The sequence below is a fragment of the Streptomyces sp. 891-h genome, from assembly GCF_022760275.1.
In the GTDB taxonomy this organism is placed as follows: domain Bacteria; phylum Actinomycetota; class Actinomycetes; order Streptomycetales; family Streptomycetaceae; genus Streptomyces; species Streptomyces spirodelae.
This window is the reverse complement of sequence record NZ_CP050693.1, coordinates 3,803,787-3,830,065: the sequence shown is the minus strand read 5'-3', so window position 1 is coordinate 3,830,065 and position 26,279 is coordinate 3,803,787. Positions and strand designations below refer to the sequence as shown.

Below are 26,279 nucleotides of genomic sequence, written 5' to 3'. Positions count from 1 at the left end.
ACGCGCAGCCAGGGGCAGCCTCTTCCCGGCAAACTGAGGGGCCCGGGGACGCATCCCCGGGCCCCTCAGTCACATGCGGAGCACTCAGCGCTCGACCTTGCCGTCGATGAAGTCCTGCACATTCTTCCGCGCCACATCATCGAAGTACTGCACCGGCGGCGACTTCATGAAGTACGAGGACGCCGAGAGGATCGGGCCGCCGATGCCGCGGTCCTTGGCGATCTTCGCGGCGCGCAGCGCGTCGATGATGACGCCCGCCGAGTTGGGCGAGTCCCACACCTCGAGCTTGTACTCCAGGTTCAGCGGAACGTCACCGAAGGCGCGGCCCTCCAGGCGGACGTACGCCCACTTGCGGTCGTCCAGCCAGGCGACGAAGTCCGAGGGGCCGATGTGCACGTTGTCGGCGCCCAGGTCGCGGTCGGGGATCTGGGAGGTGACGGCCTGCGTCTTGGAGATCTTCTTGGACTCCAGCCGCTCGCGCTCCAGCATGTTCTTGAAGTCCATGTTGCCGCCGACGTTGAGCTGCATCGTGCGGTCCAGGATGACGCCGCGGTCCTCGAACAGCTTGGCCATCACGCGGTGCGTGATGGTGGCGCCGACCTGCGACTTGATGTCGTCACCGACGATCGGCACACCGGCGGCCGTGAACTTGTCGGCCCACTCCTTGGTGCCGGCGATGAAGACGGGCAGCGCGTTGACGAAGGCGACCCCGGCGTCGATGGCGCACTGGGCGTAGAACTCGACGGCGGACTGGGAGCCGACGGGCAGGTAGCAGACCAGGACGTCGGCCTCGGAGTCCTTGAGCGCCTGGACGACGTCGACGGGCGCCGCGTCGGACTCCTCGATGGTCTCGCGGTAGTACTTGCCCAGGCCGTCGTAGGTGTGGCCGCGCTGGACGGAGACACCGGTGGGCGGCACGTCGCAGATCTTGATGGTGTTGTTCTCGCTGGCGCCGATGGCGTCGGCCAGGTCGAGGCCCACCTTCTTGCCGTCGACGTCGAAGGCGGCGACGAACTCGATGTCGCGCACGTGGTAGTCGCCGAACTGGACGTGCATCAGACCCGGCACCCTGGCGTCCGGGTCGGCGTCCTTGTAGTACTCGACGCCCTGGACCAGCGATGCGGCGCAGTTGCCCACGCCGGCGATGGCTACGCGAACCGAACCCATTCCGGTTGCTCCCTGTTTGTTCTCGCTGAGGCTCGCGACGGAGCGCGGCCTCATCTGTCGGTGTTGTCGGACGGACCCGGCGCTGGACGGTCCTGACCGGTCTCCCGTCCCTGCCGCCCCGAACTCTCGGTGCCCTTCCGCTCGCTCTCGATGAGCTCGCTGAGCCAGCGGACCTCGCGCTCCACGGATTCCATGCCGTGGCGCTGGAGTTCGAGCGTGTAGTCGTCGAGGCGCTCACGGGTACGGGCCAGCGAGGCACGCATCTTCGCGAGCCTCTCCTCCAGCCGGCTGCGGCGCCCTTCCAGTACGCGCATGCGGACATCGCGCGAGGTCTGGCCGAAGAAGGCGAAGCGGACGCCGAAGTGCTCGTCCTCCCAGGTATCGGGACCCGTCTGGGAGAGCAGCTCCTCGAAGTGCTCCTTGCCCTCGGCCGTCAGCCGGTAGACGATCTTCGCCCGGCGCCCGGCGAGCGGTGCTGCCGCCTGCGCGCGTCCGGACTGCTGCTCCTCCGGCTGTCCGCTCGTCTCCTCCACCAGCCAGCCGCGCTGCACCAGCGCCTTGAGGCAGGGGTAGAGCGAGCCGTAGCTGAAGGCGCGGAAGACGCCGAGCGAGGTGTTGAGCCGCTTGCGCAGCTCGTACCCGTGCATCGGTGACTCGCGCAGCAGACCGAGTACGGCGAACTCGAGAACGCCTGAGCGCCTGCTCATCGTCCGCCCATCTCCGCCCACAGCCGCTTATCCCGTGCTTATCTCGCTCTGATGTATCGACTCGATACATCCCGACGATAGAACGCTGCTTCTGAAGCGACAAGAGGGGGGCCGGTGAAGGGACTCACATCACCGATTCACCGCAGTCCCTTTGCGTCGATTGAGGCGAATACGGCCTAAGGAAGGTTTTGAAGCTGCGTAGTCTGTCGGCTGTGCAGACCACGAGTACCGGGAACCAAGCAACGTCGAGGAGCGTCCTCGTCCCCGGTGCAGTGCGCCCGGGTCCGGTCCTTCCGTCCTGGCGCACTCGGGGGGACCAGAAGCCAACTGCCACCTTCAGGCGCAAGGGCCGCCTGCCCGAGGAGTAGCTGTTCCAATGAGCGGAAACCGTCGAAAGCCGCCGCAGGGGCGCGGCCGTCGTGCGGCGCAGCCGCCACCGTCCCCCGGTCGTCGCGCAGCATCGCGCGGTGGCGGGCAGGCACCGCCCTCAGCACCGGGCCCCGACGGATACGGCCGCCGAGACGCACAGGGCCACCGGTCGGAGCCGGGTGCGCCCGGACACGGTGGCCGAGCCGAGGCCAGAAGAGCCGCACAGGGCGGCGGACGGCGGCGGGCCGCCGCTGCCGCGAGCGCACAGGGCGGCCGGCGTGCGGCCGGGGGCCGGGGGCGCGGGCGCGCAGTGCCGGAGCGCAAGCGCTTCATCGATTACCCGCGCGCGGGCAAGGACGGCGTACGGCGCTGGATCCCGTCCTGGAAGCTGATGACGGGGCTGTGTCTCGGCTTCCTGGGGCTGCTGGTGGGTCTCGCGGGCATAGCCCTCGCGCTGGTGGACGTGCCGAACCCCAAGCTGGCCGCCAAGGCGGAGAAGAACGTCTACTACTGGAAGGACGGCACGCAGATGGTGGTCGCCGGCAAGGGCGACCGCAATCGGCAGATCGTCGGGATCAACGAGATCCCCGAGTCCATGCAGTGGGCCGTCATCGCCGCCGAGAACGAGTCCTTCTACCAGGACAGCGGCGTCGACCCGATGGGCATCGCCCGTGCGGTCGTCAAGATGGCGATGGGCGGTGAGACCCAGTCCGGCTCCACCATCACCCAGCAGTATGTGAAGAACACCTACCTCGACCAGTCGCAGACCCTCACCCGTAAGGCCAGGGAGCTGCTGATCTCCATCAAGGTCGGCGCGAAGATGGAGAAGAAGGACATCCTCGCCGGCTATCTGAACACCGGTTACTACGGGCGCGGCGCTTACGGCATCCAGGCCGCCGCGCAGGCGTACTACCGGGTGGACGCCAACAAACTGTCCGCGAGCCAGAGCGCCTTCCTGGCCGCGACGCTCAACGGCCCGAACCTCTACGACCCGGAGGGCGGCGTCGGCTCCGCCGCGACCCCGGAGAAGAACCTCAAGCGGGCGAAGGCCCGCTGGTCCTGGACGCTGGACCGCGAGGTGGCCACAGGACATATGAAGAAGTCCACCCGCGACGACATCAAGGCCAAGGGCTTCCCGATGCCCAAGGAGCCCAAGAAGTCCACCGAGCTCAAGGGCCAGATCGGCTACCTGGTGGACCTGGCCAACAACTACATCACCAACGACTCCACCCGCAGCGGCATCTCCCAGCGCCAGCTCGAACGGGGTGGCTACCGCATCCACACCACCTTCGAGAAGAAGAAGGTGATGAAGCTGCGGAAGACCGTCGAGCAGGTGCGGAAGAAGAACATCGATCCGGACAAGCGCGACGTCGACAAGTACGTCCAGTTCGGCGGAGCCTCGGTCCGGCCGCAGGACGGCGCGATCCTCGCCATCTACGGCGGCGCGGACGCGACCACCCACTTCCGGAACAATGCCGACTACACCGGTGTCCAGGTGGGCTCCACCTTCAAGCCGTTCGTGATGGCGGCGGCGATGCGGGACGGCGTGCGCGATCCCGAGGGGCCACCCGAGCAGGGCCCCAGCACGCGCACCAAGGTCTCGCCGAAGAGCGTCTACAACGGCGACAACAAGATCAAACTGCGCAACTACGACGGCACCGTCTGGCACGACAAGGACGGCAACGAGTGGCACCAGAGAAACGACGGCAATGAGAGCCGCGGGATGATCACCCTGCGGACGGCCATGCAGTTCTCGGTGAACACCCCGTTCATCCAGCTCGGTATGGACGTCGGCACGGACAAGGTGAAGCAGGCGGCGCTGGACGCGGGCGTCAACGAGGACAGCCTCGCCAAGACCACGCCGACCTTCTCGCTCGGTACCTCGGCGCCCAGCGCCATCCGGATGGCCAGCGCCTACGGCACCTTCGCCACCAGCGGCACACACACCGAGCCGTACTCGGTCACCAAGGTCGAGCGGAAGGGCGAGGTCAAGTACCAGCACAAGAAGGTGTCCGAGGCCGCCTTCGACCGGCCCGTCGCCGACAACATCACCAACATGCTGGAGACCGTGGTCCAGAAGGGCACCGGTACCACGGCCAAGGCCCTGGGCCGCCCGGCGGCGGGCAAGACGGGTACCACGGACGACAACAGGTCCGCCTGGTTCACCGGCTACACCCCGCAGCTGTCCACCTCGATCGGTATGTGGCGGGTCAACGACACCGCGAAGAACCAGAAGTTCCTCAAGATGTACGGCGTGGGCGGACAGAAGACCATTCACGGTGCCTCCTTCCCCGCCGAGATCTGGACCAAGTACATGAAGGAGGCCCTCAAGGGCTCGCCCGTCATGAAGTTCCCGGTGCCGGAGCCGGTCGGTGAGAAGGTCTACGGCGACGGCGCCAGCCCCTCGCCGACACCGACCGAGACCTCGGCGCCGCCGACGCCGTCGGACGAGCCCAGCGAGACACCGTCGGACGAGCCCAGCGAGTCGCCGTCGGACTCCCCGTCCTCGTCCTCCTCGTCCTGCCCGCCGATCAACCCGGGCTGCAACGAGCAGAGCAACGGGAACGGCAACGGCGGCAACGGCGGGACGGACGGACCGGGCGGTGGACCGGGAGGCGACTCCGGGGACACCGGCGACACCGGCGATCCCGGCGGCAACGATTCCGGCAGCAACATCTTCGGCGGTCCCACCGGCAGCCGGAGAGAGTGAGGGAGGGCAGGCCCTGGCGCAGCCGGTCGGCCGTCTCCCGCTCGACCGGTTCGCCACACGGAAGGCCCCCGGCTCGGACTCCGAGCCGGGGGCCTTTCCCCTGAGCGCTGTGCGGCAGGATGAATCCATGACGAGCGCCCCCACCGCACGGACCCCCGCTCCCCGCACCGGCCGGCGATCCGCCGCACGCCCCGTCGTACGGCCCACGGACCATGACGAAGTGGCGGTGGCCGCCGGCGAGGTGGCCGGCGGCCCGGCGGGACGACGCGCCGTGAGCGGGGGAGGGTGGTGGACCCCGGTGCGCGTCGTGGTGGCCGTCGCGCTGGGGATGTACACGCTCGGAATGCTGCAGAAGCTCCCGTGCCTGGACGGGGCCTGGTTCTCCGGGCAGACCTCGCAGTACATCCACGCCTGCTACTCCGACATCCCGCACCTGTACAACGGCCGCGGCTTCGCCGACGGGCTCGTGCCCTACCTGGACCGCATCCCGGACCGGATCTCCGGCGGTATGGAGTACCTCGAATACCCGGTGCTGACCGGTGTGTTCATGCTGATCGCGGCCAAGCTCACGGTGGGCGGGGACTCCCTGCGACAGGAGGAGCAGCTCTACTGGGTGGTCAACGCCGGGATGCTGATGGTCTGCCTGGCCGTCCTGGTCGTGTGTGTGGTCAGGACCCACCGCAACCGCCCCTGGGACGGCATGCTCGTCGCGCTGGCGCCCGGGCTGGCGCTGACGGCGACCATCAACTGGGACCTGCTCGCCGTCGCGATGACGGCTGCGGGGATGCTGCTGTGGGCCCGCTCGCGCCCGGTGGCGGCCGGGGTGCTGATCGGCCTGGCGACGGCGGCCAAGCTCTACCCCGTGCTGCTGCTCGGTCCGCTGCTGGTGCTGTGCTGGCGGGCCGGGCGCTGGGGGGCCTTCGGCCGGGCCGCCGGGGGAGCGGCGGTCTCGTGGGCCGTGGTGAACGTGCCGGTGATGCTGCTGTCCTGGGACGGCTGGAAGAAGTTCTACACCTTCAGCCAGGAGAGGCCGGTGGACTTCGGCTCGCTGTGGCTGATCATCCAGCAGCGCACCGGACGCACGTTCGATGACGCCAATATCTACGCCACCCTCCTGATGGCCCTCGGCTGCGCGGGCATCGCCGCGCTCGCCCTGTGCGCACCCCGCCGCCCCCGCCTCGCCCAGCTCTCCTTCCTGGTGATCGCGCTCTTCGTGCTGACCAACAAGGTCTATTCGCCGCAGTACGTGCTGTGGCTGATTCCGCTGGCGGCGCTGGCCCGCCCCAGGTGGCGGGACTTCCTCATCTGGCAGAGCTGCGAGGCGCTCTACTTCCTGGGGATCTGGATGTATCTCGCCCACACCGGCTCCGAGAAGCGCTACGGCCTGCCCGAGGACGGCTATCAGCTGGTCATCGCCGCGCATCTGCTCGGCACGGCGTATCTGTGCGCCATGGTGGTGCGTGATGTGCTGCGGCCCGAGCACGACCCGGTACGCAAGGACGACGGCTCCGACGACCCCGGCGGCGGCGTCCTGGACCGGGCTCCCGATGTGTTCACGCTGGGCTCGCCGGCCCACCAACCGGCGCGGCAGCGCTCCGCCACGACCGCGCCACGGGTTGCCGTGCGCTGGGGCGCGACACTGCGGGAGTAACAAGGAGAGGCGGCCCGTACGGCGGGGTGCGGAGCTCGCCGTTTCACGTGAAACCACCGGACGCCGCCCCGTCTGTGTGAGGCTGTCCCCATGTCCGTCGCACGTGACCTGCGCACCCTGCTCCGTTTCCCGGACTTCCGGAAGCTGCTGACGGTACGGCTGCTCTCCCAGCACGCCGACGGCATCTACCAGGTCGCACTGGCGGCATACGTCGTCTTCTCCCCCGAGAAGGAGACCTCCCCCGCCGCCATCGCCTCCGCGATGGCGGTGCTGCTGCTGCCGTACTCGCTTCTCGGGCCGTTCGCGGGCGTTCTGCTGGACCGGTGGCAGCGACGCCAGGTGCTCTTCTTCGGCAATGTGCTGCGCACCCTCCTCGCCGCGGCCACGGCAGCGCTCGTTTTCGGCGTCGTTCCCGAGTGGCTGGTCTATCTCTCCGCGCTCACCGTCACCGCCGTCAACCGCTTCGTCCTCGCCGGGCTCTCCGCCGCGCTGCCCCGCGTGGTGGACAGTGAGCGGCTCGTCATCGCCAACTCCCTCTCCCCGACGGCCGGCACCCTCGCCGCCACCCTGGGCGGTGGCGTCGCCTTCGTGGTGCGCTATCTGGCCCCTGGTACGGGACGGCAGGCGGACGCCGTCGTGCTGCTGACGGGCGCCGCGGTCTATCTGCTGGCCGGGCTCGCCTCCCTGCGGATGAGCAAGGGCCTGCTGGGTCCGGACCCGACCGAGGTACAGCCGCGCGTCCTGGCCGCGATCGCCAGCACCGCGCGGGGGCTGCTGGCGGGACTGCGCCATCTCCGCCGACGCCCCATGGCCGGCTACGCGCTGGCCGCTTCGGCGCTGATGCGGTTCTGCTACGGGGCGCTCACGGTCACGGTGCTGATGCTGGCCCGGTACTCGTGGAACAGCGGGGGCGACGGGACCGACGGCGGGCTGCAATTGCTGGGCATCGCGCTCGCCCTGTCGGGACTGGGCTTCTTCGCGGCGGCCGTCATCACGCCCTCGGCGGTCCGGAGGACGGGCATCTTCGGCTGGATGGCGCTGTGTGCGGGCATCGCGGCGGTACTGGAACCCGCGCTGGGGCTCTCCTTCCAGCCGGTGCCGATACTGCTGGCCGCCTTTGTGCTGGGGCTCGTCACCCAGGCTGGAAAGATCGCCACGGACACCGCCGTACAGACCTCCGTGGACGACGCCTTCCGGGGCCGGGTCTTCTCCCTCTACGACATGCTCTACAACGTGGCCTATGTCGGCGCCGCGGGGGTAGCTGCCGCGATGCTCCCGCCTGACGGACGCTCCGCGGCCGTCATCGCCGGAGTAGCCGTGCTCTACGCGGCCATCGCCGCCGCGCTCTTCCGTGTTTCACGTGAAACAACGGCACGCGGCGGCGCGGACCGGGTCAGTCCTCCTGCCGGAGGTCCTCCTGCTGGGCCCACCACTTCTTGAGCTCTGCCACGGCCGCGTCGTGCCCCAGCGGCCCGTGCTCCAGCCGCAGCTCCAGCAGATGCTTGTACGCCCGCCCCACCACGGGGCCCGGGCGCACACCCAGCTCCTGCATGATCTCGTTGCCGTCGAGATCGGGGCGGATGGCGTCCAGCTCCTCCTGCTCCTGGAGCCGCGCGATGCGCTCCTCCAGGCCGTCGTACGCGCGGGAGAGCGCCTGGGCCTTCCGCTTGTTCCGGGTGGTGCAGTCCGAGCGGGTCAGCTTGTGCAGCCGGCTCAGCAGCGGACCGGCGTCCCGTACATAGCGGCGTACGGCCGAGTCGGTCCATTCACCCGTGCCGTAGCCGTGGAAGCGCAGATGCAGCTCCACCAGGCGCGAGACGTCCTTGATCATCTCGCTCGGGTACTTCAGTGCGGTCATCCGCTTCTTCGTCATCTTGGCGCCCACCACCTCGTGGTGGTGGAAGGAGACCCGGCCGTCCTTCTCGAACCGCCGCGTCCTCGGCTTGCCGATGTCGTGCAGCAGCGCCGCCAGCCGCAGGGTCAGATCGGGGCCGTCCTCCTCCAGGTCGATCGCCTGGTCCAGCACGGTCAGCGAGTGCTCGTAGACGTCCTTGTGCCGGTGGTGCTCGTCGCGCTCCAGCCGCAGCGCGGGCAGCTCGGGCAGCACCCGGTCGGCCAGCCCGGTCTCCACCAGCACCCGCAGCCCCTTGCGCGGCCGGCGGGAGATGAGCAGCTTGTTCAGCTCGTCCCGCACCCGCTCCGCCGAGACGATCTCGATCCGGCCGGCCATCTCCTTCATGGCGGCCACGACCTCGGGCGCGATGTCGAAGTCCAGCTGGGCGGCGAAGCGCGCGGCACGCATCATCCGCAGCGGGTCGTCCGAGAAGGACGCCTGCGGAGTGCCAGGCGTACGCAGCCGCCCCGCTGCCAGGTCCTCCAGGCCGCCGTACGGGTCGACGAACTGCTTCTCCGGAAGCGCGACGGCCATCGCGTTCACCGTGAAATCGCGCCGGACCAGATCGTCCTCGATGGTCTCGCCGTAGGAGACCTCGGGCTTACGGGACGTACGGTCGTAGACCTCCGACCGATACGTCGTCACTTCAAGGACAAAGTCGGATTTCTTGAGCCCCACGGTGCCGAAGGCGATGCCGACCTCCCACACCGCGTCCGCCCACGGCCGCACGATCGTCAGTACGTCCTCGGGGCGCGCGTCCGTCGTGAAATCGAGATCGTTGCCGAGCCGCCCCAGCAGCGCGTCCCGTACCGAGCCTCCGACCAGGGCGAGGCGGAAGCCCGCCTCCCGGAAGCGGCGCGCCAGCTCGTCCGCCACCGGCGAGACCCGTAGCAGCTCGCTGACGGCGCGCCGCTGCGCCTCACTGAGCTGCTCGGCTGCCGGCCGGTCCGAGGTGGGACCCGCTGAGGGGGCTGCCGCTGCGATGGGCTGGTCCTGGCTGTCACTCTTGGCGTTCGGCACAACAGCACAGGTTACGTTGCCGCCCCGCCCGAAGGCGCCCCCGTTCCCGGCACCCATCGGCAGGGGGCCGTAGGGAGGGGCTCGTCGCCAAGGCGTGATCATGTGGTGGACGGCGCGGCACTTCCACCCTCCAGGCATCGTTACCATCAGGCGAACGGGACGACGACCGACGACGGGATGGACGTGCGCGTGGCCGAGGCGGCTGAGAGGCAGGCTCCCCCTGGCCCAAGGGGGACGAACCGCTGGAGGCGACGAGCCACGGTGCTCCTCCTCGCCGCCCTCCCCGTACTGGCCGGAGCGCTCCCGGCGACGGCCTCGGCGGCCACAGCGGCCTCGGCTGCTTCGGCAGCCCGCGCGGGCGCTCCTGCGGGCGCCCCTGCCGCCACCGAAGCGGCCGGCTCCCGGGCCGCCGCACCGGCCGCGCAGTCGGTCCGCACGGGCACGGGCTCCCGCAGCGCGCGCGTCTCCCTCAACGAGGTCACACCCGCCGTCCCGGAGCAGGGCGACACCCTCACCCTGAGCGGCACCGTCACCAACACCAGCAGCAAGACACTGACCCGCCTGCGGCTCGCCCCGCGCATCGGTCCGGCCCTCAGCTCGCGCAGCGCCATCGACCAGGCCGCACGCCGCAAGGGCTACATCTCCGGCGCCGACGGCATCGAGGTGCCCGGAGACCACGGGGCGCGGCTCCCCGGGCTCGCCCCCGGGATCACCCGGTCGTTCACCCTCAAGGTCCCCGTCAGCGACCTGCATCTCCAAAGCGACGGCGTCCACCAGCTCGGGGTCTCCCTCACCGGGCAGACCCGTAACCGCCCCTACGACCAGATCCTCGGCATCGGCCGCACCTTCCTGCCCTGGCAGGAGAAGGCGTCAGGGCACCGGACCCGGATGACCTATCTGTGGCCGTTGATCTCCACCCCGCATGTCACGGCACGCACGCTGTCCGACAAGCAGCAGACGCCGGTCTTCCGCGACGAATCGCTCGCCAAGGAGCTGGCCCCCGGAGGCCGCCTCCAGCAGATGCTGGAACTCGGCAAGGACCTGGACGTCACCTGGGTCGTCGACCCCGACCTGCTCGCGAGCGTCGACATGATGGCGGGCCGCTACCGGGTGCACAAGCCCGGCGGCGCCCCCGACGAGACCGTCGCCGGGAAGGGCCAGGTCTACGCCGAGCAGTGGCTGGCCGAGCTCCAGGACGCCGTGGCCGGGAAGGAGGTCGTCGCCCTCCCGTTCGCCGACCCCGACCTGGCCTCGCTCGCCCACCGCGGCACCAGCATCCGCGGCGCGCTCAGCTCGCTGGGCCACGCCACCTCGCTGGGCAGGGAGACCGTCAAGACGGTGCTCCACGTGGAACCGAGCACCGACTTCGCCTGGCCGTACAAGGGCGCCGTCGACTCCTCCATCGTGGACGTCGCCACCTCGGCGGGCGCCCACAACGTCATCGCCCGCAGCGACAGCGTCCGGGAGACCGGGCTCTCCTACAGCCCCACAGCGGCCCGCCCGATCGGCAGCGGCAACACCGCGCTGGTCGCCGACGCACCGCTGTCCACCGCCTTCGAGGGCGATCTCAGCCGCGCCGGGGCCTCCTCGCTGGCCGTCCAGCGGTTCACGGCGCAGTCCCTCGCGCTGGCCCGGCAGGTGCCCTCGCGCACCCGCAGCGTCGTCGTCGCCCCGCAGCGCAGGCCCACCGTCTCGCAGGCCCGGGCGATGGCGGCCGGCATCAAGGCGCTGGGCCGCAGCGGCTGGACCGAGACCAGCAGCCTGACGGAGGCGGCCCAGGCCAAGCCCGACCCGGGCGCCCGGCGCAAGATGCCGGCACCGTCCTCCTACCCCTCCTCGCTGCGCAAGACAGAACTGCCGACCGCCGCCTTCGAGCAGGTACGCAAGACCAAGGACGGGCTGGAGGACTTCCAGCAGATCCTCGACCGGGCCGACCGCGTCGTACCGCCGTTCACCAACGCCATAGACCGTGAGGTCTCCAACGCCTGGCGCGGCGAGGCCCGCCGGGCGCGCAGCTACCGCGACAGCGTGGAGGCGTATCTGCTGGAGCTGCGGGGCGCGGTGAAGCTCATCAAGAAGTCGGACATCACCCTCTCCGGACGCGAGGCCACCATCCCGGTGACCGTCCAGAACAACCTCGCCCAGGGGGTGGACGGGCTCGTTCTGGAGCTGCGCTCCAGCCGGGTGGGCCTGGACGTGGGCGAGCCCAAGCGGGTCAAGGTCGACGGCGAGCACACCCAGTCCCTCAAGTTCGACACCACAGCCAAGAACAACGGCCGCGCCTACGTCTACGCACAGCTCTACACGGAGGACGGCGAGCGCTACGGCAAGGTGATGAAGTTCCAGGTCAACGTGACCTCCATCACCTCGACCGTGCTGCTGGTGATCGCCGGGGGCGTGCTGCTGATCGTGCTCGCGGGCATCCGGATGTACACCCAGCGCAAGCGCTCAGGCCCGGCCCCCGACCCGGACGCGCCGCTGGAGCAGCCGGACGGCCCGGAGGGCGACGAGGCGGACGATGACGCGGACGCCGAGGCGGACGGCGAAGCGGACGGCGAAGCACCGGAGGAGAAGCCATCCGCTGACGCCGCGGACGGTGACCGAGGCGACACCGAACGGGAAAACGACAACCCCCCGGCCGCGGGTGAGAAAGTGGACCGTTGACTCATCCGGGCGAGCAGGGGCAGGGGTAGGTAGCGACGATGAACGCGCCGTATGGCGGTGACCGGGGCCGGACCCCCGGTGACGGCTCTGGCCAGCCGGAAGACGCGTATGTACCGGACTCGTACGGGCACGCCCCGTACGAGGAGTACGACCCCGCGGCCTCCCAGGACCCGCACGCCTGGCAGCCCACCCACGGGCAGACCTCCCATGGGCAGCCCACCCACGGCCAGCCGACCCACGGCCAGCCCGCTCCAGAGGGTCAGCAGCCTTTCGGGCAGCAGCAGCCGTACCCGGGACAGGCGCCCCGACCCCAGGCGTACCAGGGAGGGCAGCAGCCCCCGCAGCCGCCCGGCCCGCCCCAGCAGCCGTCGGTCCCGCCGGGTGACGCCTTCGCGCACCTCTACCGCGACCAGGGCCACGCCCCGCCGCAGCACCCGAACCCGCCGCAGTCCCCGCCCCACCCCGACCCGCAGCAGCCACACCACCCGCACCAGCAGCCCGGACAGCGGCCCGCGCAGCAGGCCCCGTTCCACCCGGAACCCACCCAGCCGCCGCAGCCCTACCCGCCCGAGCCCGGGGCACCCGGCGCGGCCGAAGAGCCCTCGGCGCAGACCGTCGACCTCGGCACCGTCGCCCCGAAGGCGGCCCCGCCCCAGGAGCCCAAGTCCGGCGGGGGAGGACTCCTCAAGTCCAGCGCCATAATGGCCGCCGGCACGATGGTCTCCCGGCTCACCGGGTTCGTCCGCTCCGCGATGATCGTCGCCGCGCTCGGCGCCTCGGCCCTCGGCGACAGCTACCAGCTCGCCATCACGCTCCCGACGATGATCTACGTGCTCACCGTCGGCGGCGGCCTCAACTCCGTCTTCGTGCCGCAGCTCGTCCGCGCCATGAAGGAGGACGGCGACGGCGGTGAGGCGTATGCGAACCGGCTGCTGACGCTGGTCGCGGTGATCCTCGGGGTGCTGGGCGTGGCCGCCGTGTTCGCCGCGCCCGTGCTGGTGCGGCTGATGTCGGTCAAACTCGCCGACAACCCGGCCGCCAACGAGGTCACCGTCACCTTCGTGCGCTACTGCCTGCCCTCGATCTTCTTCATGGGGATCCACGTGGTGATGGGCCAGATCCTCAACGCGCGCGGCCGCTTCGGCGCCATGATGTGGACCCCGGTCCTCAACAACATCGTCATCATCGCGACGATCAGCATGTTCCTGTGGATCTACGGCACCGCCGACACCTCGGAGCTGACCGTCAACACCATCCCCCCCGAGGGCGTCCGGCTGCTGGGCGTCGGCACCCTGCTGGGCCTGGTGGTCCAGGCGCTGGCGATGATCCCGTATCTGCGGGCCGCCGGCTTCCGTATCCGGCCCCGCTTCGACTGGCGCGGCCACGGCCTGGGCAAGGCCGCCAAGCTCGCCAAGTGGACCATCCTGTTCGTGCTCGCCAACCAGGCCGGTGTCCTGGTGGTCTCGCAGCTGTCCACCTGGGCGGGCACCACGGCGGCTCAAGACGGCCACTCGGGCACCGGATACATCGCCTACTCCAACGCCCAGCTCATCTGGAACATGCCGCAGGCGATCATCACCGTCTCCGTGATGGCCGCGCTGCTGCCCCGCCTCTCCCGCTCCGCCGCCGACGGTGACACCGGCGCGGTACGGGACGACATCTCGCAGGGGCTGCGCAACTCCGCCGTCGCCATCGTCCCGATCGCCTTCGGCTTCGTGGCCCTCGGCATCCCGATGTGCACGATGATCTACGGCTCGGCGGGCGTGGACGCGGCCCGTTCCATGGGATTCATGCTGATGGCCTTCGGCCTGGGCCTGATCCCCTTCTCCGTGCAGTACGTAGTGCTGCGCGCCTTCTACGCCTACGAGGACACCCGCACCCCGTTCTTCAACACGGTGATAGTGGCCGCCGTCAACGCCGCGGCGTCCGCGCTCTGCTTCCTGCTGCTGCCCGCCCGCTGGGCGGTCGTCGGGATGGCCGCCTCCTACGGGCTCGCCTACATCATCGGCGTCGGTGTCGCCTGGCGCCGACTCCGCAACCGGCTGGGTGGCGACCTGGACGGACGTCACGTGGTCCGTACGTACACGAGGCTGGCGGGCGCCAGCGTCCCCGCCACGCTCGCCGCCGGCGCCGCCGCCTGGGGCATCACCCACGTGCTGGGCATGGGCGCCCTCGGCTCGATCGCGGCGCTGGTCGGCGGAGGGATCGTTTTGGGCGCGGTTTTCGTCCTAGCGGCGAAGCGCATGCGCATCGAGGAAATGACGGCAATGCTCGGCATGGTCCGCGCCAGACTCGGCCGATGAAAACTCGGCGAGAAACCGGCGTATACAACCATCATTCGCCCCCGCGTGTCGTGCATAGCGGCGAGGTGTAGGCACAATGTTTTTGGCCGTTTCCAGGAAAACGGCCACTACGGATGGGGAGGCAGGAACGACGGTGGCGGAACGGAGCACAGCCGCTGTCGGCGTGGCCGAGACCAGCGGTGCGAACGGCGAACCGCTGACCGCCCAGCAGGACGGGGCCACGGGCGACGGTGCGACGGACGCGACGAACGGATACAGCCACGACGCCGGGTCTTCCCCGCGCAAGGGGGCCTCGGCCCACCCCTCCGACACCGCACCTGTGACGGACTCCCCCGGCGCCACGCCGCCTGCGGGGTCCCCCGAAGGGAGCAGCCCGGACGAGCCGGACTCCGCCGAGCCGGACACGGCCGCGCCGGACTCCGCCGACCGGGCACCGTCCCAGAAGGCCGACGCCTCCGACGACGCCGAGGTCGAAGCCGATACGGAAACCGCCGCCGACGCCGACACCGAAGCCGCTGAGGTTCCCGCCGCCACCTCCGAGCCCTCCGCGCCCGCCGCCGACGCCACCTCGCACGCCGACACCTCCGACGAGACCGACAAGGGCGACAGGCCCGACAACGCGGGCAAGGCCAAGGAGAAGGCGAAGGACAAGCCCAAGGACAAGGCAACCGTCGGGCTGCGGGTGCCCGAGCTGCACAGCGGCCACAAGCTCGCCAAGCGCTACCGCCTGGAAGAGTGCGTCACCCGCCTGGACGGCTTCAGCAGCTGGCGAGCCGTCGACGAGAAGCTGCGCCGCGCCGTCGGCGTGCACCTCCTCCCCGCCGGGCACACCCGCGCCCGGCAGGTCCTCGCCGCGGCGCGCTCGGCGGCCCTGCTCGGCGACCCCCGGTTCGTCCAGGTTCTCGACGCCGTCGAGGAGGACGCGCTGGTCTACGTCGTCCACGAGTGGCTGCCCGACGCCGTCCCGCTCAGCGAGCTGCTCGCCGCGGGGCCGCTGGAGCCGCACGAGGCCTACCAGCTCGTCAGCCAGCTCGCCCAGGCGCTGGCCGCCGCGCACCGCGAGGGGCTGGCGCATCTGCGGCTGACGCCCTCCTGCGTGCTGCGCACCGGAATGGGGCAGTACCGCATCCGCGGGCTCGCCGTGAACGCGGCCCTGCGCGGCGTCACCAGCGACCACCCGCAGCGGGACGACACCGAGGCGATCGGCGCCCTGCTCTACGCGGCGCTCACCCAGCGCTGGCCGTACGAGGAGGACGCGCACGGGCTGCCCGGCGTCGGCTCGCTGGACATCGGCACCCTTGTGGCCCCCGAGCAGCTCCGCGCCGGGGTCCACCGCGGTCTGTCCACGCTGGCGATGCGCGCCCTGGTCAACGACGGCGCGACGGCCTCCCGGCACGAGCAGCCCTGCACCACACCCGAGGAGCTGGCCAAGGCGGTCGCCGCACTGCCCCGTATCCGTCCGCCGGAGCCGGCCTACACCCCGCCCCCCGCCTACCAGCGCACCGGCTATCAGCAGGGCGGCTATCCGGCGCCCGGCGGTCCCGGTGGCGCGGCTCCCGGTGGTCCGGCCGCCAGGGCCGGGGCCGAGCCGCCTGCGCCGCCCACGCTGCCGGGCCGCACCGGCAAGGTCCTCAAGTGGGGCGTCTCCGCGCTCCTGATCGCCGCGCTGGGCCTGGGCAGCTGGCAGGTGGCCGACGCGCTGCTCAAGGGCGAGCCGATCACAAAGAGCCCCACCAAGCCGGCCAAGGGCCAGGAGAAGCCCGCCAAGACCGGTAAGCCCGTCAAGATCGCGGATGTCGACGACTTCGACCCGGAGAGCTCGGACGGCCGGGAGAAGCCGGAGCGGGCCCCCGACGCCGTGGACGGCAAGCCGGAGACCTACTGGCTCACGGACAAGTACATCGGCCACGCCACGTTCGGCAATCTGAAGTCGGGCGCCGGCCTCATCCTCGATCTGGGCAGGACCCGGCAGGTCAGCCGGCTCAAGGTCGACTTCATGGGCAAGACCTCGGCGAGCTTCCTGGCGGCGCCCAAGAGCGTCACCGAGAAGCCCACCTCGCTGGGCAGCTTCAGCAAGGTCACCAACGGCTCCGGCGAACACCTCACCCTGAAGGCGAAGAAGCCCATCAAGACCCGCTACGTACTGCTGTGGCTCACCAAGCTCCCGCTCACCAGCGAGGGCAACTACCGTGGTCGCGTCACGGAGGTCCAGGTCCTCAGTTGAGGTCGCTGGGCGCCGCTTCCGAGGTGGGCGCGGCAGGGTGAGGGAGGGGTTGATGGCGAGCGAGGACGCGCCCGACGGGATATCCGGGCCGGACGACAAGGAGCTGCTCGCCCGCCATGTGAGCGGCGACCCGGAGGCGTTCGGCGAGCTCGTCCGCCGCCATCGGGACCGTCTGTGGGCCGTGGCGCTGCGGACCCTCGGGGACCGTGAGGAGGCCGCCGACGCCGTGCAGGACGCCCTGATCTCCGCCTACCGCGCCGCGCACACCTTCCGCGGCCAGTCCGCCGTCACCACCTGGCTGCACCGCATCACGGTCAACGCGTGCCTGGACCGCGCCCGCAAGGCGGCCTCCCGCCGGGCCACGCTCACGGACGACACCGACCGCATGGAACAGCTTCTGGAGCCGCAGGAGTCCGCGGCCGCGCCTGTGGAGCGCCAGGATGTGCAGCGGCAGGTGGTGTCCGCGCTCTCCGAGCTGCCCGTGGAGCAGCGGGCCGCGCTGGTGCTGGTGGATATGCAGGGCTACCCCGTCGCGGAGGCCGCCGAGGTGCTCGATGTGGCTGTCGGCACCGTCAAGAGCCGCTGCGCCCGGGGCCGGGCCCGGCTGCTCCCCCTCGTCTCCCATCTCCGCAAGGGCGGCGGCGCCACCGTGGAGGGCAACGGCAGCGCGGGCGGCGACGGCGGCGCCGACGGAGACAGCAGCGCGGCACGGAACCCGTCCCCGGGGACATCCGTCCCACCACCGAGAGAGGCGCCGCGGAAGCCACCACAGAAGCAGTCGCAGAAGGCACAGGCGAAGGCCCAGGAGAAGGCACAGGCGAAGGCACAGGCGAAGGCCCAGCGGAAGACAGCACAGAAGCCTGCACAGAAGGCGGCGCAAAAGTCGACGCGGAAGGGCTCGCGGAACGCCCAGCAGGACACCACCGGCCCCGGAGCCGTGAAGGGAGGGGGGCAGGCATGACATCCACTCCTTTCCCGCACGACGCGCATCCGGAGGTCACCGAGATCTCCGCGTTCAGCGAGGGCATTCTGCCGGTCGAGCGCCAGGCGGCCCTCCGGGACCACCTGGTCGATTGCGAGCTATGTGCCGAGGTGTATGCGTCGCTGGCAGAGCTCAGTGAGACGCTCGGCACTCTGCCCGGGCCCGACCGGATGCCGGACGATGTCGCATGCCGTATCGACGCCGCCCTCGCCGCCGAGTCACTGTTGTCGACGGCGGCGGAGGGGGAGACCGGCCACGAGGCCGACCGGTCCGATGGCGTCGTTTCACGTGAAACCGGCACCTCCACCGCCCCTGCGGACACCGTCGACTCCGCGGACACGGTTTCACGTGAAACCGCGACGGTGGTTCCGCTCCGTCCCGGGCGCCGGCGCCGGACGGTGCTGCTCGTCGCCGCGGCCTCCGTCGCCGTACTGACGCTTGGCGGGGTCACCCTGCGGGCGCTGTCCAACGAGGCTCCCACCGAGGTGAGTTCGGGCACCGCTAAGTCGGCGACGGGCAAGCAGGCGCCGGATGCCGCGCCCAACCCCTCGTCCTCGACGGACACCGACGCCGGCGGCAGCAGCGACGACCAGCAGCTGCGCAAGCGCGTCCAGCGGCTGCTCTCGGATGGAGAGTCGTCGTCCCCCTCGCACAAGGCCACCGACGACCCCGCACAGCCCAGTGAGACCCCCTCGCTCGACACCAAGCGGAGCCCCGGGAGTGACGAGAGCACTCTCCGCGACGACACGCTGGGTGGCGGACAGTCCGTGCCGTCCTGCATACGTGGCGGAATCCACCGCTCGGAGACCCCACTGGCCGTCGCCCCCGAAGCCACCTTCGAGAACCGCACCGGCTATCTGGTCGTCCTGCCCCACCAGGGCGGCGACCCGAACCTCGTGGACGCCTACCTGGTGGACCCCTCCTGTGTGAGCGCCGACCCGTCCGGGCCGGGCAAGGTGCTGTTGAAGCGCACCTACCCGCGCGGGTGACACGCGGACGCGGGCACGGGAATGTCTGCCCCTTAGGATCCGTTGGACGGGGTGCAAGCCTCGGCAGAAGATCCCGGAAGCAGTCGGCAGACAAGGAAGACTCCCGTGAGCGACGTCCGTAACGTCATCATCATCGGCTCGGGCCCAGCCGGATACACGGCTGCGCTCTACACCGCCCGCGCGTCGCTGAAGCCGCTGGTGTTCGAGGGCTCCGTCACAGCGGGCGGGGCGCTCATGAACACCACCGAGGTCGAGAACTTCCCCGGCTTCCAAGAGGGCATCATGGGCCCCGAGCTCATGGACAACATGCGGGCCCAGGCGGAGCGCTTCGGCGCCGAGCTGATCCCGGACGACGTCGCGGCCGTCGACCTGTCCGGCCCTGTGAAGACCGTCACGGACTCCAACGGCACGGTCCACCGCACCCGGACCGTGATCATCGCCACCGGCTCGCAGCACCGCACGCTCGGCCTGCCGCTGGAGGAGGAGCTCTCCGGCCGTGGCGTCTCCTACTGCGCCACCTGTGACGGCTTCTTCTTCCGTGAGCAGCACATCGCCGTCGTGGGCGGCGGTGACACCGCCATGGAGGAGGCCACCTTCCTCTCCCGCTTCGCGGCCTCGGTCACCGTGGTCCATCGTCGGGACACGCTGCGTGCCTCCAAGGCCATGCAGGAGCGGGCCTTCGCCGACCCGAAGATCTCCTTCGCATGGGACAGCGAGGTTGCCGAGATCCACAGCAAGGACGGCAAGCTGTCCGGCCTCACCCTGCGCGACACGCAGAACGGTGAGACCCGCGAGCTGGATGTGACGGGCCTGTTCGTCGCCATCGGCCACGACCCGCGCGTGGAGCTGTTCACGGACGAGCTGACCCTGGACGAGGACGGCTACCTCAAGGTGGACGCTCCCTCCACCCGCACCAATGTGCCCGGCGTCTTCGCGGCGGGTGACGTGGTGGACCACACCTACCGGCAGGCCATCACCGCAGCGGGCACCGGATGCTCCGCGGCGCTGGACGCCGAGCGCTACCTGGCCGCCCTCACCGATGTGGCCACCGAGGAGACCCCCGAGCCGGAGAAGACGGCAGCAGCTGTCTGACACGGCAGCCGCCCGGTGGAGGACCGGCCCAGTCATCCACCACCCCAGCCCGATCCGCAGTCAACACAGAATGAGGAGAAGCACCATGGCCGGTGCCACCGTAACCGCGACCGACGCCGACTTCGACGACGTCGTCCTGAAGAGCGACAAGCCTGTGCTGGTCGACTTCTGGGCGGCCTGGTGCGGCCCGTGCCGTCAGATCGCCCCGTCGCTGGAGGCCATCGCCTCCGAGCACGCCGACAAGCTGACGGTGGTCAAGCTCAACATCGACGAGAACCCCGGCGTCGCCGCCAAGTACGGCATCATGTCGATCCCGACCATGAACGTCTACCAGGGCGGCGAGGTGGTGAAGACCATCGTCGGTGCCAAGCCGAAGGCGGCCATCGAGAAGGACCTCGCGGAGTTCATCGGCTGAGGACCACTCAACCGCTCAACCCCTGAGGGGCGCCGTTTCACGTGAAACGGCGCCCCTCAGTCGTATCCGGGCCCTCAGTCGTTTCTGGACACCGTCAGCCGCATCCCAAAGGCCCGAGCGCCTTGAGGGACTCGCTCACAGAGGTCGCAGCGCCGGCTCCTTGCTGTGGACCTTGCCCAGCAACTGGTCGAGGGCTCGCTCCATGTCGTGACGCCACGAGACGGTGGACCGCAACTCCAGCCGCAGCCGTGGGTAACGCGGGTGCGGGCGAACGGTCTTGAAGCCGACGGAGAGCAGATGGTCGGCCGGCAGCAGACACGCGGGTTCCGCCCACTGAGTGTCGCCGAACGCCTCTATCGCCTTGAATCCGCGCCGCAACAAATCCTTCGCCACGGTCTGCACGATCACCCGACCCAGCCCCTGCCCCTGGAACTCCGGCAGCAGGGATGCCGTCATCAACTGCACCGCGTCCGGGGAGACGGGACTGGTGGGGAAGGCGAAGGAACGCGGGACATACGCGGGGGGCGCGTAGAGCACATAGCCGACCGCGGCATCGTCGACGTAGACGACCCGGCCGCAGGAGCCCCATTCCAGCAGCACCGCCGAGATCCAGGCTTCCTTCTCCAGGTCCGGCCGCCCCGTCCGCTTCGCCTCCTCGCCGCTGACCGGGTCCAGCTCCCAGAAAGTGCAGCCACGGCAGCGCTCAGGAAGGTCCGGGAGGTTGTCCAGCGTGAGCGGAACGAGCTGTCGCCCCATGGCAGACATCGTATCCATGGGGCGACAGCTCGTCGTGCGGGTTTCTTCTGTTATGGGCTTTCCGAGTCCGGCTCACCTAGCCGGGAGTGCCTGGCCCTCGCGGCTCAGCTCTCCGGGGAGTCGCCGTCCTCCTCCTCGTCGCTCTCGGCGAGTTTCTGCTCCAGCACCCGGCCCTCTCCAGGAGCGAGCTGCCCCAGGATGCGCTCCAGGTCCTCCATGGAGGCGAACTCGACCACGATCTTGCCCTTCTTCTGGCCGAGGTCGACCTTCACCCGCGTCTCGAAGCGGTCCGAGAGCCGCCCTGCCAGATGGTCGAGGGCGGGGGAGACCCGAGCACCGGCCCGGGGCTTGGGCTTGGCACTGCCCTTCGGCTTCCCGCTCATCAGCGTGACGATCTCCTCCACCGCACGCACCGAGAGCCCCTCGGCCACGATGCGGTGAGCGAGCTTGTCCTGCTCCTCCCCGTCCTCGACGGACAGCAACGCCCGCGCGTGCCCCGCCGAGAGCACACCGGCCGCCACCCGGCGCTGGACCGCGGGAGAGAGCCGCAACAGCCGCAGCGTGTTGGACACCTGCGGGCGGGAGCGGCCGATCCGGTCGGCCAGCTCGTCATGAGTGCAGTTGAAGTCCTTGAGGAGCTGGTCGTAAGCGGCCGCCTCTTCCAGCGGGTTGAGCTGCGCCCGGTGCAGATTCTCCAGCAGCGCATCGAGGAGAAGCTTCTCGTCGTCGGTGGCCCGGACGATCGCCGGAATCCGCTCCAGGCCCGCGTCACGGCAGGCCCGCCAGCGGCGCTCACCCATGATGAGCTCAAAGCTGCCCGGCTTGAGCTCCCGGACGACCACCGGCTGCAGAAGGCCGACTTCCTTGATGGAGGTGACCAGTTCGGCCAGCGCGTCCTCGTCGAAGACCTCACGGGGCTGCCGTGGGTTCGGCGTGATGGCGTCGAGCGGTACCTCCGCGAAGAACGCTCCCCCGGCCTCGCCGGGAACACCGTCTCCTTCGGCGGCCGAGGAAGCCGTTTCACGTGAAACCGCGTCCTCGGACGAGTCCTCGCCCCCGTCCTCGTTCTCGCGCTGGGAGAGGGCGGCGACCTTGGCCGCCGCCACTCCACGTACGCGCTGCTCCGGGGCGAGCACGGGGACCGCGGTGGGGGAGGTGGAGCCCCCGGCCATGCTCGGCTGCTTCCGCTGCTCGCTCTCCGCCGAGTCAGCAGAATCCGTCCCGGTCGGAGCCGCCGGGATCAGTGCACCGAGCCCCCGCCCCAGACCCCTACGTCGCTCGCTCACTGAGTCCCCTCCGCCATGCTGCCGTACTGCTGCGCTTGTGCTTCTGCTTGTGGTTGCTGTGCTGGTGCCTGAGGTGCCGGTGTCTGCGGTGTCGGTGCCTGCTGCACCGGCACCTGCTGTCCAGGCTGTACTTCCTGGGCCTGCTGCACCTGCTGGGTTTGCTGTACCTGCTGGCTCTGCTGGGCCTGGAGCTGCTGCTGCGCTTGCTGCGCCTGCTCAACATGCGGGTCCCGCAGGGCGATCTCCCGTGCCGCCTCCAGATAGGAGAGCGAACCGCTGGAGCCCGGGTCGTAGGTGAGGACCGTCTGCCCGTAACTGGGCGCCTCCGAAATCCGCACCGACCGCGGGATGTTGGTGCGCAGGACCTCCTTGCCGAAGTGGCCTCGCACCTCCTCCGCCACCTGCGAGGCCAGCCGGGTCCGGCCGTCGTACATGGTGAGAATGATCGTCGAGACGTGCAGCCGCGGGTTCAGATGCCCCCGCACCAGTTCGACGTTCCGCAGGAGTTGCCCAAGTCCCTCCAGCGCGTAGTACTCGCACTGAATGGGGATCAGCACCTCGGCGCCGGCTACGAGCGCGTTCACCGTCAGCAGCCCCAAGGAGGGCGGGCAGTCGATGAGGATGTAGTCCAACGGCTGCTCGTATGCCTCGATGGCTCGCTGAAGGCGGCTCTCCCGCGCGACCAGCGACACGAGTTCGATCTCCGCACCGGCGAGATCGATGGTCGCTGGCGCGCAGAAGAGCCCCTCCACGTCCGGCACCGGCTGGACGACTTCCGAGAGCGGCTTGCTCTCCACCAGAACGTCGTAGATCGACGGAACCTCGGCGTGGTGGTCGACCCCCAGCGCCGTCGAGGCGTTGCCCTGCGGGTCGAGGTCGACGACCAGGACGCGGCCCCCGTGCAGGGCCAGCGAGGCGGCCAGGTTCACCGTCGTGGTGGTCTTGCCGACGCCGCCCTTCTGGTTGGCGACGACCATGATCCGCGTCTGAGCGGGGCGGGGCAGGCCCTCCCCGGCGCGGTTCATCGCTTCGACCGCTTGCTGTGCCGCGCGGCCGATCGGTGTGTCATCCATGGGCGGTGGCGTCTCACGTGCCGCGTCACCGCGGGGAGCGACCCCACCCGCGCTGGTATCCCCTGGTTCTGTGCGGGGACCGGGGACCGGGTCGGCCATCGGTCCCGCGATGTTGGCGTCGGACCGCAACGGTTCACTCTCCTCAACATCAGGCTCGCTATGAACAGAGCCTCCCATGCTTTCGGTCCCGTGAACCAGCGAGCCCCACTCAGTTGTGGACGAATCCACGTCCGAGCGGGGCTCAGGGGCGGTCTGGCCGCGCGCACTGGCGGCAGCGCGGCCTCGGTTGATGATTCCGTGCAACAGAGAGCGGCGTTTCACGTGAAACACGATGCACACGCACCGGACGGTGTCCGCCGCGACACTCCGCTCCGCGGGGTCTTAAGCGTTTTTATGGAGTAACCGAATCAGCGGTTCGGCGTCGACCGGGCGCCCGGCAGTCAACACAACCGGGCGACCCACCTCGAGGTTTCGGAAGGCATCGGAGCCTCCGACCGCCCCGACGCTTCAGCGCCGCCGGCGTCCGCCCCGCGCTGAGCGGCCGTTCGCTCGCGCCGCCTTCTCGGCCTTGACCCGACGAGCCGCGAAGCGCACCCCGCCGGGGCTCTCCCCGACCCGGGCCCGTACGACCGTGGAGGGCGGATCGACCACGCCGCGGCCGATCTGCTCCACCGTCGTCTCGACGACGCCCAGCTTGTGCAGCGCGTCCCGAGCGGCCCGGACCTCGTCCTCGGCGGTGTCGCCCTTGAGCGCCACCATCTCGCCGTACGGCCGCAGCAGCGGAACGCCCCAGCCGGCCAGCCGGTCCAGCGGCGCCACCGCGCGGGCCGTGACCACATGGACGGGCGTCAGCGTGCCCAGCATCTCCTCGGCACGGCCGCGCAGCACCGTCACATGGTCGAGCCCCAGCAGCTCCACGACCTCCTGGAGGAAGGTCGTCCGCCGGAGCAGCGGCTCCAGCAGCGTGATCTCCAGATCCGGCCGGACCAACGCCAGCGGGATGCCCGGCAGCCCCGCGCCCGAACCGACGTCGCAGACCGTGACGCCCTCGGGAACCACCTCGGAGAGCACCACGCAGTTGAGCAGGTGCCGCTCCCACAGCCGGGGCACCTCGCGCGGGCCGAGCAACCCGCGCCGTACCCCGGCGTCCGCCAGCAATTCCGCGTACCGCTCGACAGCGGGCAGGCTGTCGCCGAACGCCTTGTGTGCCGCCTCCGGTGCGGGCGGCAGCTGCGCCTGCTGCTCCGGGGGCTCCCCCGACTGCTGCGTCACGGGAGTACGACCACGCAGCGCTGCGGCTCCTCGCCCTCGGACTCACTGCGCAGTCCGGCGGCCTTCACCGCGTCGTGCACGACCTTGCGCTCGAACGGCGTCATCGGGCGCAGCTTCACCGGCTCGCCGCTGCTCTTCGCCTCCTGCGCCGCCTTCGCGCCCAGCTCCGCGAGCTCCTCCCGCTTACGGGCCCGGAACCCGGCGATGTCCAGCATCAGCCGGCTGCGGTCGCCGGTCTCCCGGTGCACCGCCAGCCGGGTCAGCTCCTGGAGGGCCTCCAGGACCTCTCCGTCCCGGCCGACCAGCTTCTGCAGGTCGCGGGACGAGCCCTCGCTGATCACCGACACCGCGGCGCGGTCGGCCTCGACGTCCATGTCGATGTCACCGTCCAGGTCGGCGATATCGAGGAGTCCCTCGAGGTAGTCGGCCGCGATCTCACCCTCCTGTTCGAGGCGGGTCAGGGTGTCGGTGTCGGCTTCGGTGCCTTCTGGGGCAGTCGTGTCCGTCACGGCGGGGACTCCTTCGGTGCTCACTTCTTGGAGGGGTGCTTGGGACGCTGCGGGCCCTTGCGCTGCTGGCCGGACTTCTTCTGGCCCGACTTCTGCTGCTGACCCGACTTGGCCTGGCCTGCCGCCTTGGACCCGCCCTGCTTCTGGCCGGCGCCCTTCTGGCCGGAGGGGCCACCCTGTTTCTGGTTCGTCTTCGGGCCGGTCTTCTGCAGGGACGTGGCGGGCGAAGCGGAGTCGTCCTTCTTGGTGCCCGTGGCAGCCGCGCCACCGGTCTGGCGCTTGGCCTTGGGCTGCCGCTTGGGCTGCTGACGCCGGACGCGGGCGGCCTCGGCGGCCTCACGCGCCTCGACCTCCTTCGGGTCCTCCTTCAGCTTGCCCTTGGCGCGCAGCTTCTCCTGGCGCTCCTGGAAGGCGCGGGAGCCGGGGGTCGGGTTGCGCTTGATCACGTACATCTGCTGGCCCATCGTCCACACGTTGGTGGTCAGCCAGTAGACGAGGACACCGACGGGGAAGTTGATGCCGAAGACGGCGAACATGATGGGGAAGACGTACATCAGCATCTTCTGCTGCTGCATGAACGGCGTCTTCACCGTCAGGTCGACGTTCTTGGTCATCAGCTGGCGCTGCGTGTAGAACTGCGACGCCGACATCAGGATGATCATGATGACCGTGACGACGCGGACGTCGGTCAGCGACGCGTTCAGCTCCTGCAGCTTGGAGGCGCTGTCCATGAACTTCGCAGCGATCGGCGCACCGAAGATGGTGGCGTTACGCGCGCTGTCGACCTGGTCCGCGGTGAGCACACCCACGGGCCTGTTGCTCGCGATGTGGTTGAGCACCTGGAAGAGGGCGATGAAGAACGGCGACTGCGCCAGGATCGGCAGGCAGCTGGAGAGCGGGTTGGTGCCCGTCTCCTTGTAGAGCTTCATCATCTCTTCGCTCTGGCGCTGCTTGTCGCTCTTGTAGCGCTCCTGGATCGCCTTCATCTTCGGCTGGAGCGCCTGCATGTTCCGGGTCGACTTGATCTGCTTCACGAAGAGCGGGATCAGGCAGATCCGGATCAGTACCACCAGGCAGAAGATGGACAGACCCCAGGCCCAACCGCTGTTCTCGTCGAAGACCAGGCTGAACAGCGAATGGAACTGGACAATGATCCAGGAGACAGCGGTATAGAGAGGACTCAGGATCGTGTCCAC

The 26,279-nt window shown here is 69.9% G+C and carries 18 protein-coding genes and 1 pseudogene; 10 read left to right on the top strand and 9 right to left on the bottom strand.

The genetic code is table 11. From position 1 onward, the window contains the following. Positions 1-84: 84 nt before the first annotated feature. Positions 85-1,167 carry an inositol-3-phosphate synthase gene (locus tag HC362_RS16655; protein WP_209266068.1) on the bottom strand — a complete coding sequence of 361 codons (1,083 nt, stop codon included), beginning with the start codon at positions 1,165-1,167 and terminating at the stop codon, positions 85-87. Positions 1,168-1,217: 50 nt separating this feature from the next. Continuing rightward, on the bottom strand, positions 1,218-1,874 hold the full coding sequence (locus tag HC362_RS16650; RefSeq protein ID WP_243084739.1) for a PadR family transcriptional regulator: 657 nt from the start codon (positions 1,872-1,874) through the stop codon (positions 1,218-1,220). 376 nt (positions 1,875-2,250) lie between these two features. Here HC362_RS16650 and HC362_RS16645 point away from each other — a divergent pair, with 376 nt between their 5' ends. The 3 genes from HC362_RS16645 to HC362_RS16635 all read left to right on the top strand — a co-directional run bounded on the left by HC362_RS16645 (position 2,251) and on the right by HC362_RS16635 (position 8,044). Then, positions 2,251-4,953 carry a transglycosylase domain-containing protein gene (locus HC362_RS16645; RefSeq protein WP_243084738.1) on the top strand — a complete coding sequence of 901 codons (2,703 nt, stop codon included), beginning with the start codon at positions 2,251-2,253 and terminating at the stop codon, positions 4,951-4,953. 127 nt (positions 4,954-5,080) lie between these two features. Continuing rightward, the gene (locus tag HC362_RS16640; protein WP_243084737.1) at positions 5,081-6,604 is read left to right on the top strand and encodes a glycosyltransferase 87 family protein; all 1,524 of its coding nucleotides are present in this window, start codon (positions 5,081-5,083) and stop codon (positions 6,602-6,604) included. A 90-nt stretch (positions 6,605-6,694) separates the two neighbouring features. Next, the gene (locus tag HC362_RS16635; protein WP_243084736.1) at positions 6,695-8,044 is read left to right on the top strand and encodes an MFS transporter; all 1,350 of its coding nucleotides are present in this window, start codon (positions 6,695-6,697) and stop codon (positions 8,042-8,044) included. Here the strand turns inward: HC362_RS16635 and HC362_RS16630 are convergent. Beyond that, positions 7,998-9,575 (bottom strand): CCA tRNA nucleotidyltransferase, encoded by a 1,578-nt coding sequence (locus HC362_RS16630; protein ID WP_243088640.1) that lies wholly within the window; start codon positions 9,573-9,575, stop codon positions 7,998-8,000. The two genes, HC362_RS16635 and HC362_RS16630, sit on opposite strands and share 47 nt — an antisense overlap. Before the next feature lie 204 nt (positions 9,576-9,779). On the opposite strand from HC362_RS16630, the gene HC362_RS16625 reads away from it, so the two are divergent. The 7 genes and pseudogenes from HC362_RS16625 to trxA all read left to right on the top strand — a co-directional run bounded on the left by HC362_RS16625 (position 9,780) and on the right by trxA (position 20,187). After that, positions 9,780-12,182 carry a DUF6049 family protein gene (locus HC362_RS16625; RefSeq protein WP_243084735.1) on the top strand — a complete coding sequence of 801 codons (2,403 nt, stop codon included), beginning with the start codon at positions 9,780-9,782 and terminating at the stop codon, positions 12,180-12,182. A 38-nt stretch (positions 12,183-12,220) separates the two neighbouring features. Then, entirely contained in the window at positions 12,221-14,485 is a 2,265-nt protein-coding gene (gene murJ / locus HC362_RS16620) for a murein biosynthesis integral membrane protein MurJ (protein WP_243084734.1), read from the top strand. A gap of 133 nt (positions 14,486-14,618) precedes the next feature. After that, positions 14,619-16,709 (top strand): protein kinase family protein, encoded by a 2,091-nt coding sequence (locus HC362_RS16615; protein ID WP_243084733.1) that lies wholly within the window; start codon positions 14,619-14,621, stop codon positions 16,707-16,709. 52 nt (positions 16,710-16,761) lie between these two features. After that, positions 16,762-17,451 (top strand): annotated as a pseudogene (gene sigM / locus HC362_RS16610) (RNA polymerase sigma factor SigM); the annotation flags it as partial. A 215-nt stretch (positions 17,452-17,666) separates the two neighbouring features. Next, positions 17,667-18,680 carry a hypothetical protein gene (locus HC362_RS16605; protein WP_243084732.1) on the top strand — a complete coding sequence of 338 codons (1,014 nt, stop codon included), beginning with the start codon at positions 17,667-17,669 and terminating at the stop codon, positions 18,678-18,680. Between the two features lie 105 nt (positions 18,681-18,785). Continuing rightward, positions 18,786-19,772, top strand: a complete 987-nt coding sequence (gene trxB / locus HC362_RS16600) for a thioredoxin-disulfide reductase (RefSeq protein ID WP_243084731.1) — start codon at positions 18,786-18,788, stop codon at positions 19,770-19,772. A gap of 85 nt (positions 19,773-19,857) precedes the next feature. Then, positions 19,858-20,187 (top strand): thioredoxin, encoded by a 330-nt coding sequence (trxA, locus tag HC362_RS16595; protein ID WP_209266057.1) that lies wholly within the window; start codon positions 19,858-19,860, stop codon positions 20,185-20,187. 135 nt (positions 20,188-20,322) lie between these two features. On the opposite strand, the gene HC362_RS16590 is transcribed toward trxA, so the two are convergent. From HC362_RS16590 to yidC, 6 genes are all read right to left on the bottom strand, one after another. Beyond that, positions 20,323-20,943: a GNAT family N-acetyltransferase gene (locus HC362_RS16590; protein ID WP_243084730.1), complete on the bottom strand. Its 621-nt coding sequence runs from the start codon at positions 20,941-20,943 to the stop codon at positions 20,323-20,325. A 104-nt stretch (positions 20,944-21,047) separates the two neighbouring features. Further along, on the bottom strand, positions 21,048-22,229 hold the full coding sequence (locus HC362_RS16585; RefSeq protein ID WP_243084729.1) for a ParB/RepB/Spo0J family partition protein: 1,182 nt from the start codon (positions 22,227-22,229) through the stop codon (positions 21,048-21,050). Beyond that, positions 22,226-23,479 carry a ParA family protein gene (locus HC362_RS16580; protein WP_243084728.1) on the bottom strand — a complete coding sequence of 418 codons (1,254 nt, stop codon included), beginning with the start codon at positions 23,477-23,479 and terminating at the stop codon, positions 22,226-22,228. Before HC362_RS16580 ends, HC362_RS16585 begins: the two co-directional genes overlap by 4 nt. 330 nt (positions 23,480-23,809) lie before the next feature. After that, the gene (rsmG, locus tag HC362_RS16575) at positions 23,810-24,574 is read right to left on the bottom strand and encodes a 16S rRNA (guanine(527)-N(7))-methyltransferase RsmG (RefSeq protein WP_243084727.1); all 765 of its coding nucleotides are present in this window, start codon (positions 24,572-24,574) and stop codon (positions 23,810-23,812) included. Further along, complete coding sequence (locus tag HC362_RS16570; RefSeq protein WP_209266052.1) at positions 24,571-25,083, bottom strand: R3H domain-containing nucleic acid-binding protein; 513 nt, start codon at positions 25,081-25,083, stop codon at positions 24,571-24,573. Before HC362_RS16570 ends, rsmG begins: the two co-directional genes overlap by 4 nt. A gap of 20 nt (positions 25,084-25,103) precedes the next feature. Next, a complete protein-coding gene (yidC, locus tag HC362_RS16565) occupies positions 25,104-26,279 on the bottom strand; it encodes a membrane protein insertase YidC (RefSeq protein WP_243084726.1) in 1,176 nt (391 codons plus the stop codon).

Bases quoted from the DNA above. Each gene is read 5' to 3' on its own strand.
- HC362_RS16590 (WP_243084730.1), bottom strand. From the start codon at position 20,943: ATGGGGCGACAGCTCGTTCCGCTCACGCTGGACAACCTCCCGGACCTT.
- HC362_RS16630 (WP_243088640.1), bottom strand. From the start codon at position 9,575: ATGGGTGCCGGGAACGGGGGCGCCTTCGGGCGGGGCGGCAACGTAACC.
- HC362_RS16650 (WP_243084739.1), bottom strand. From the start codon at position 1,874: ATGAGCAGGCGCTCAGGCGTTCTCGAGTTCGCCGTACTCGGTCTGCTG.
- HC362_RS16645 (WP_243084738.1), top strand. From the start codon at position 2,251: ATGAGCGGAAACCGTCGAAAGCCGCCGCAGGGGCGCGGCCGTCGTGCG.
- HC362_RS16635 (WP_243084736.1), top strand. From the start codon at position 6,695: ATGTCCGTCGCACGTGACCTGCGCACCCTGCTCCGTTTCCCGGACTTC.
- HC362_RS16655 (WP_209266068.1), bottom strand. From the start codon at position 1,167: ATGGGTTCGGTTCGCGTAGCCATCGCCGGCGTGGGCAACTGCGCCGCA.
- HC362_RS16580 (WP_243084728.1), bottom strand. From the start codon at position 23,479: ATGGGAGGCTCTGTTCATAGCGAGCCTGATGTTGAGGAGAGTGAACCG.
- trxA (WP_209266057.1), top strand. From the start codon at position 19,858: ATGGCCGGTGCCACCGTAACCGCGACCGACGCCGACTTCGACGACGTC.
- HC362_RS16605 (WP_243084732.1), top strand. From the start codon at position 17,667: ATGACATCCACTCCTTTCCCGCACGACGCGCATCCGGAGGTCACCGAG.
- HC362_RS16640 (WP_243084737.1), top strand. From the start codon at position 5,081: ATGACGAGCGCCCCCACCGCACGGACCCCCGCTCCCCGCACCGGCCGG.
- murJ (WP_243084734.1), top strand. From the start codon at position 12,221: ATGAACGCGCCGTATGGCGGTGACCGGGGCCGGACCCCCGGTGACGGC.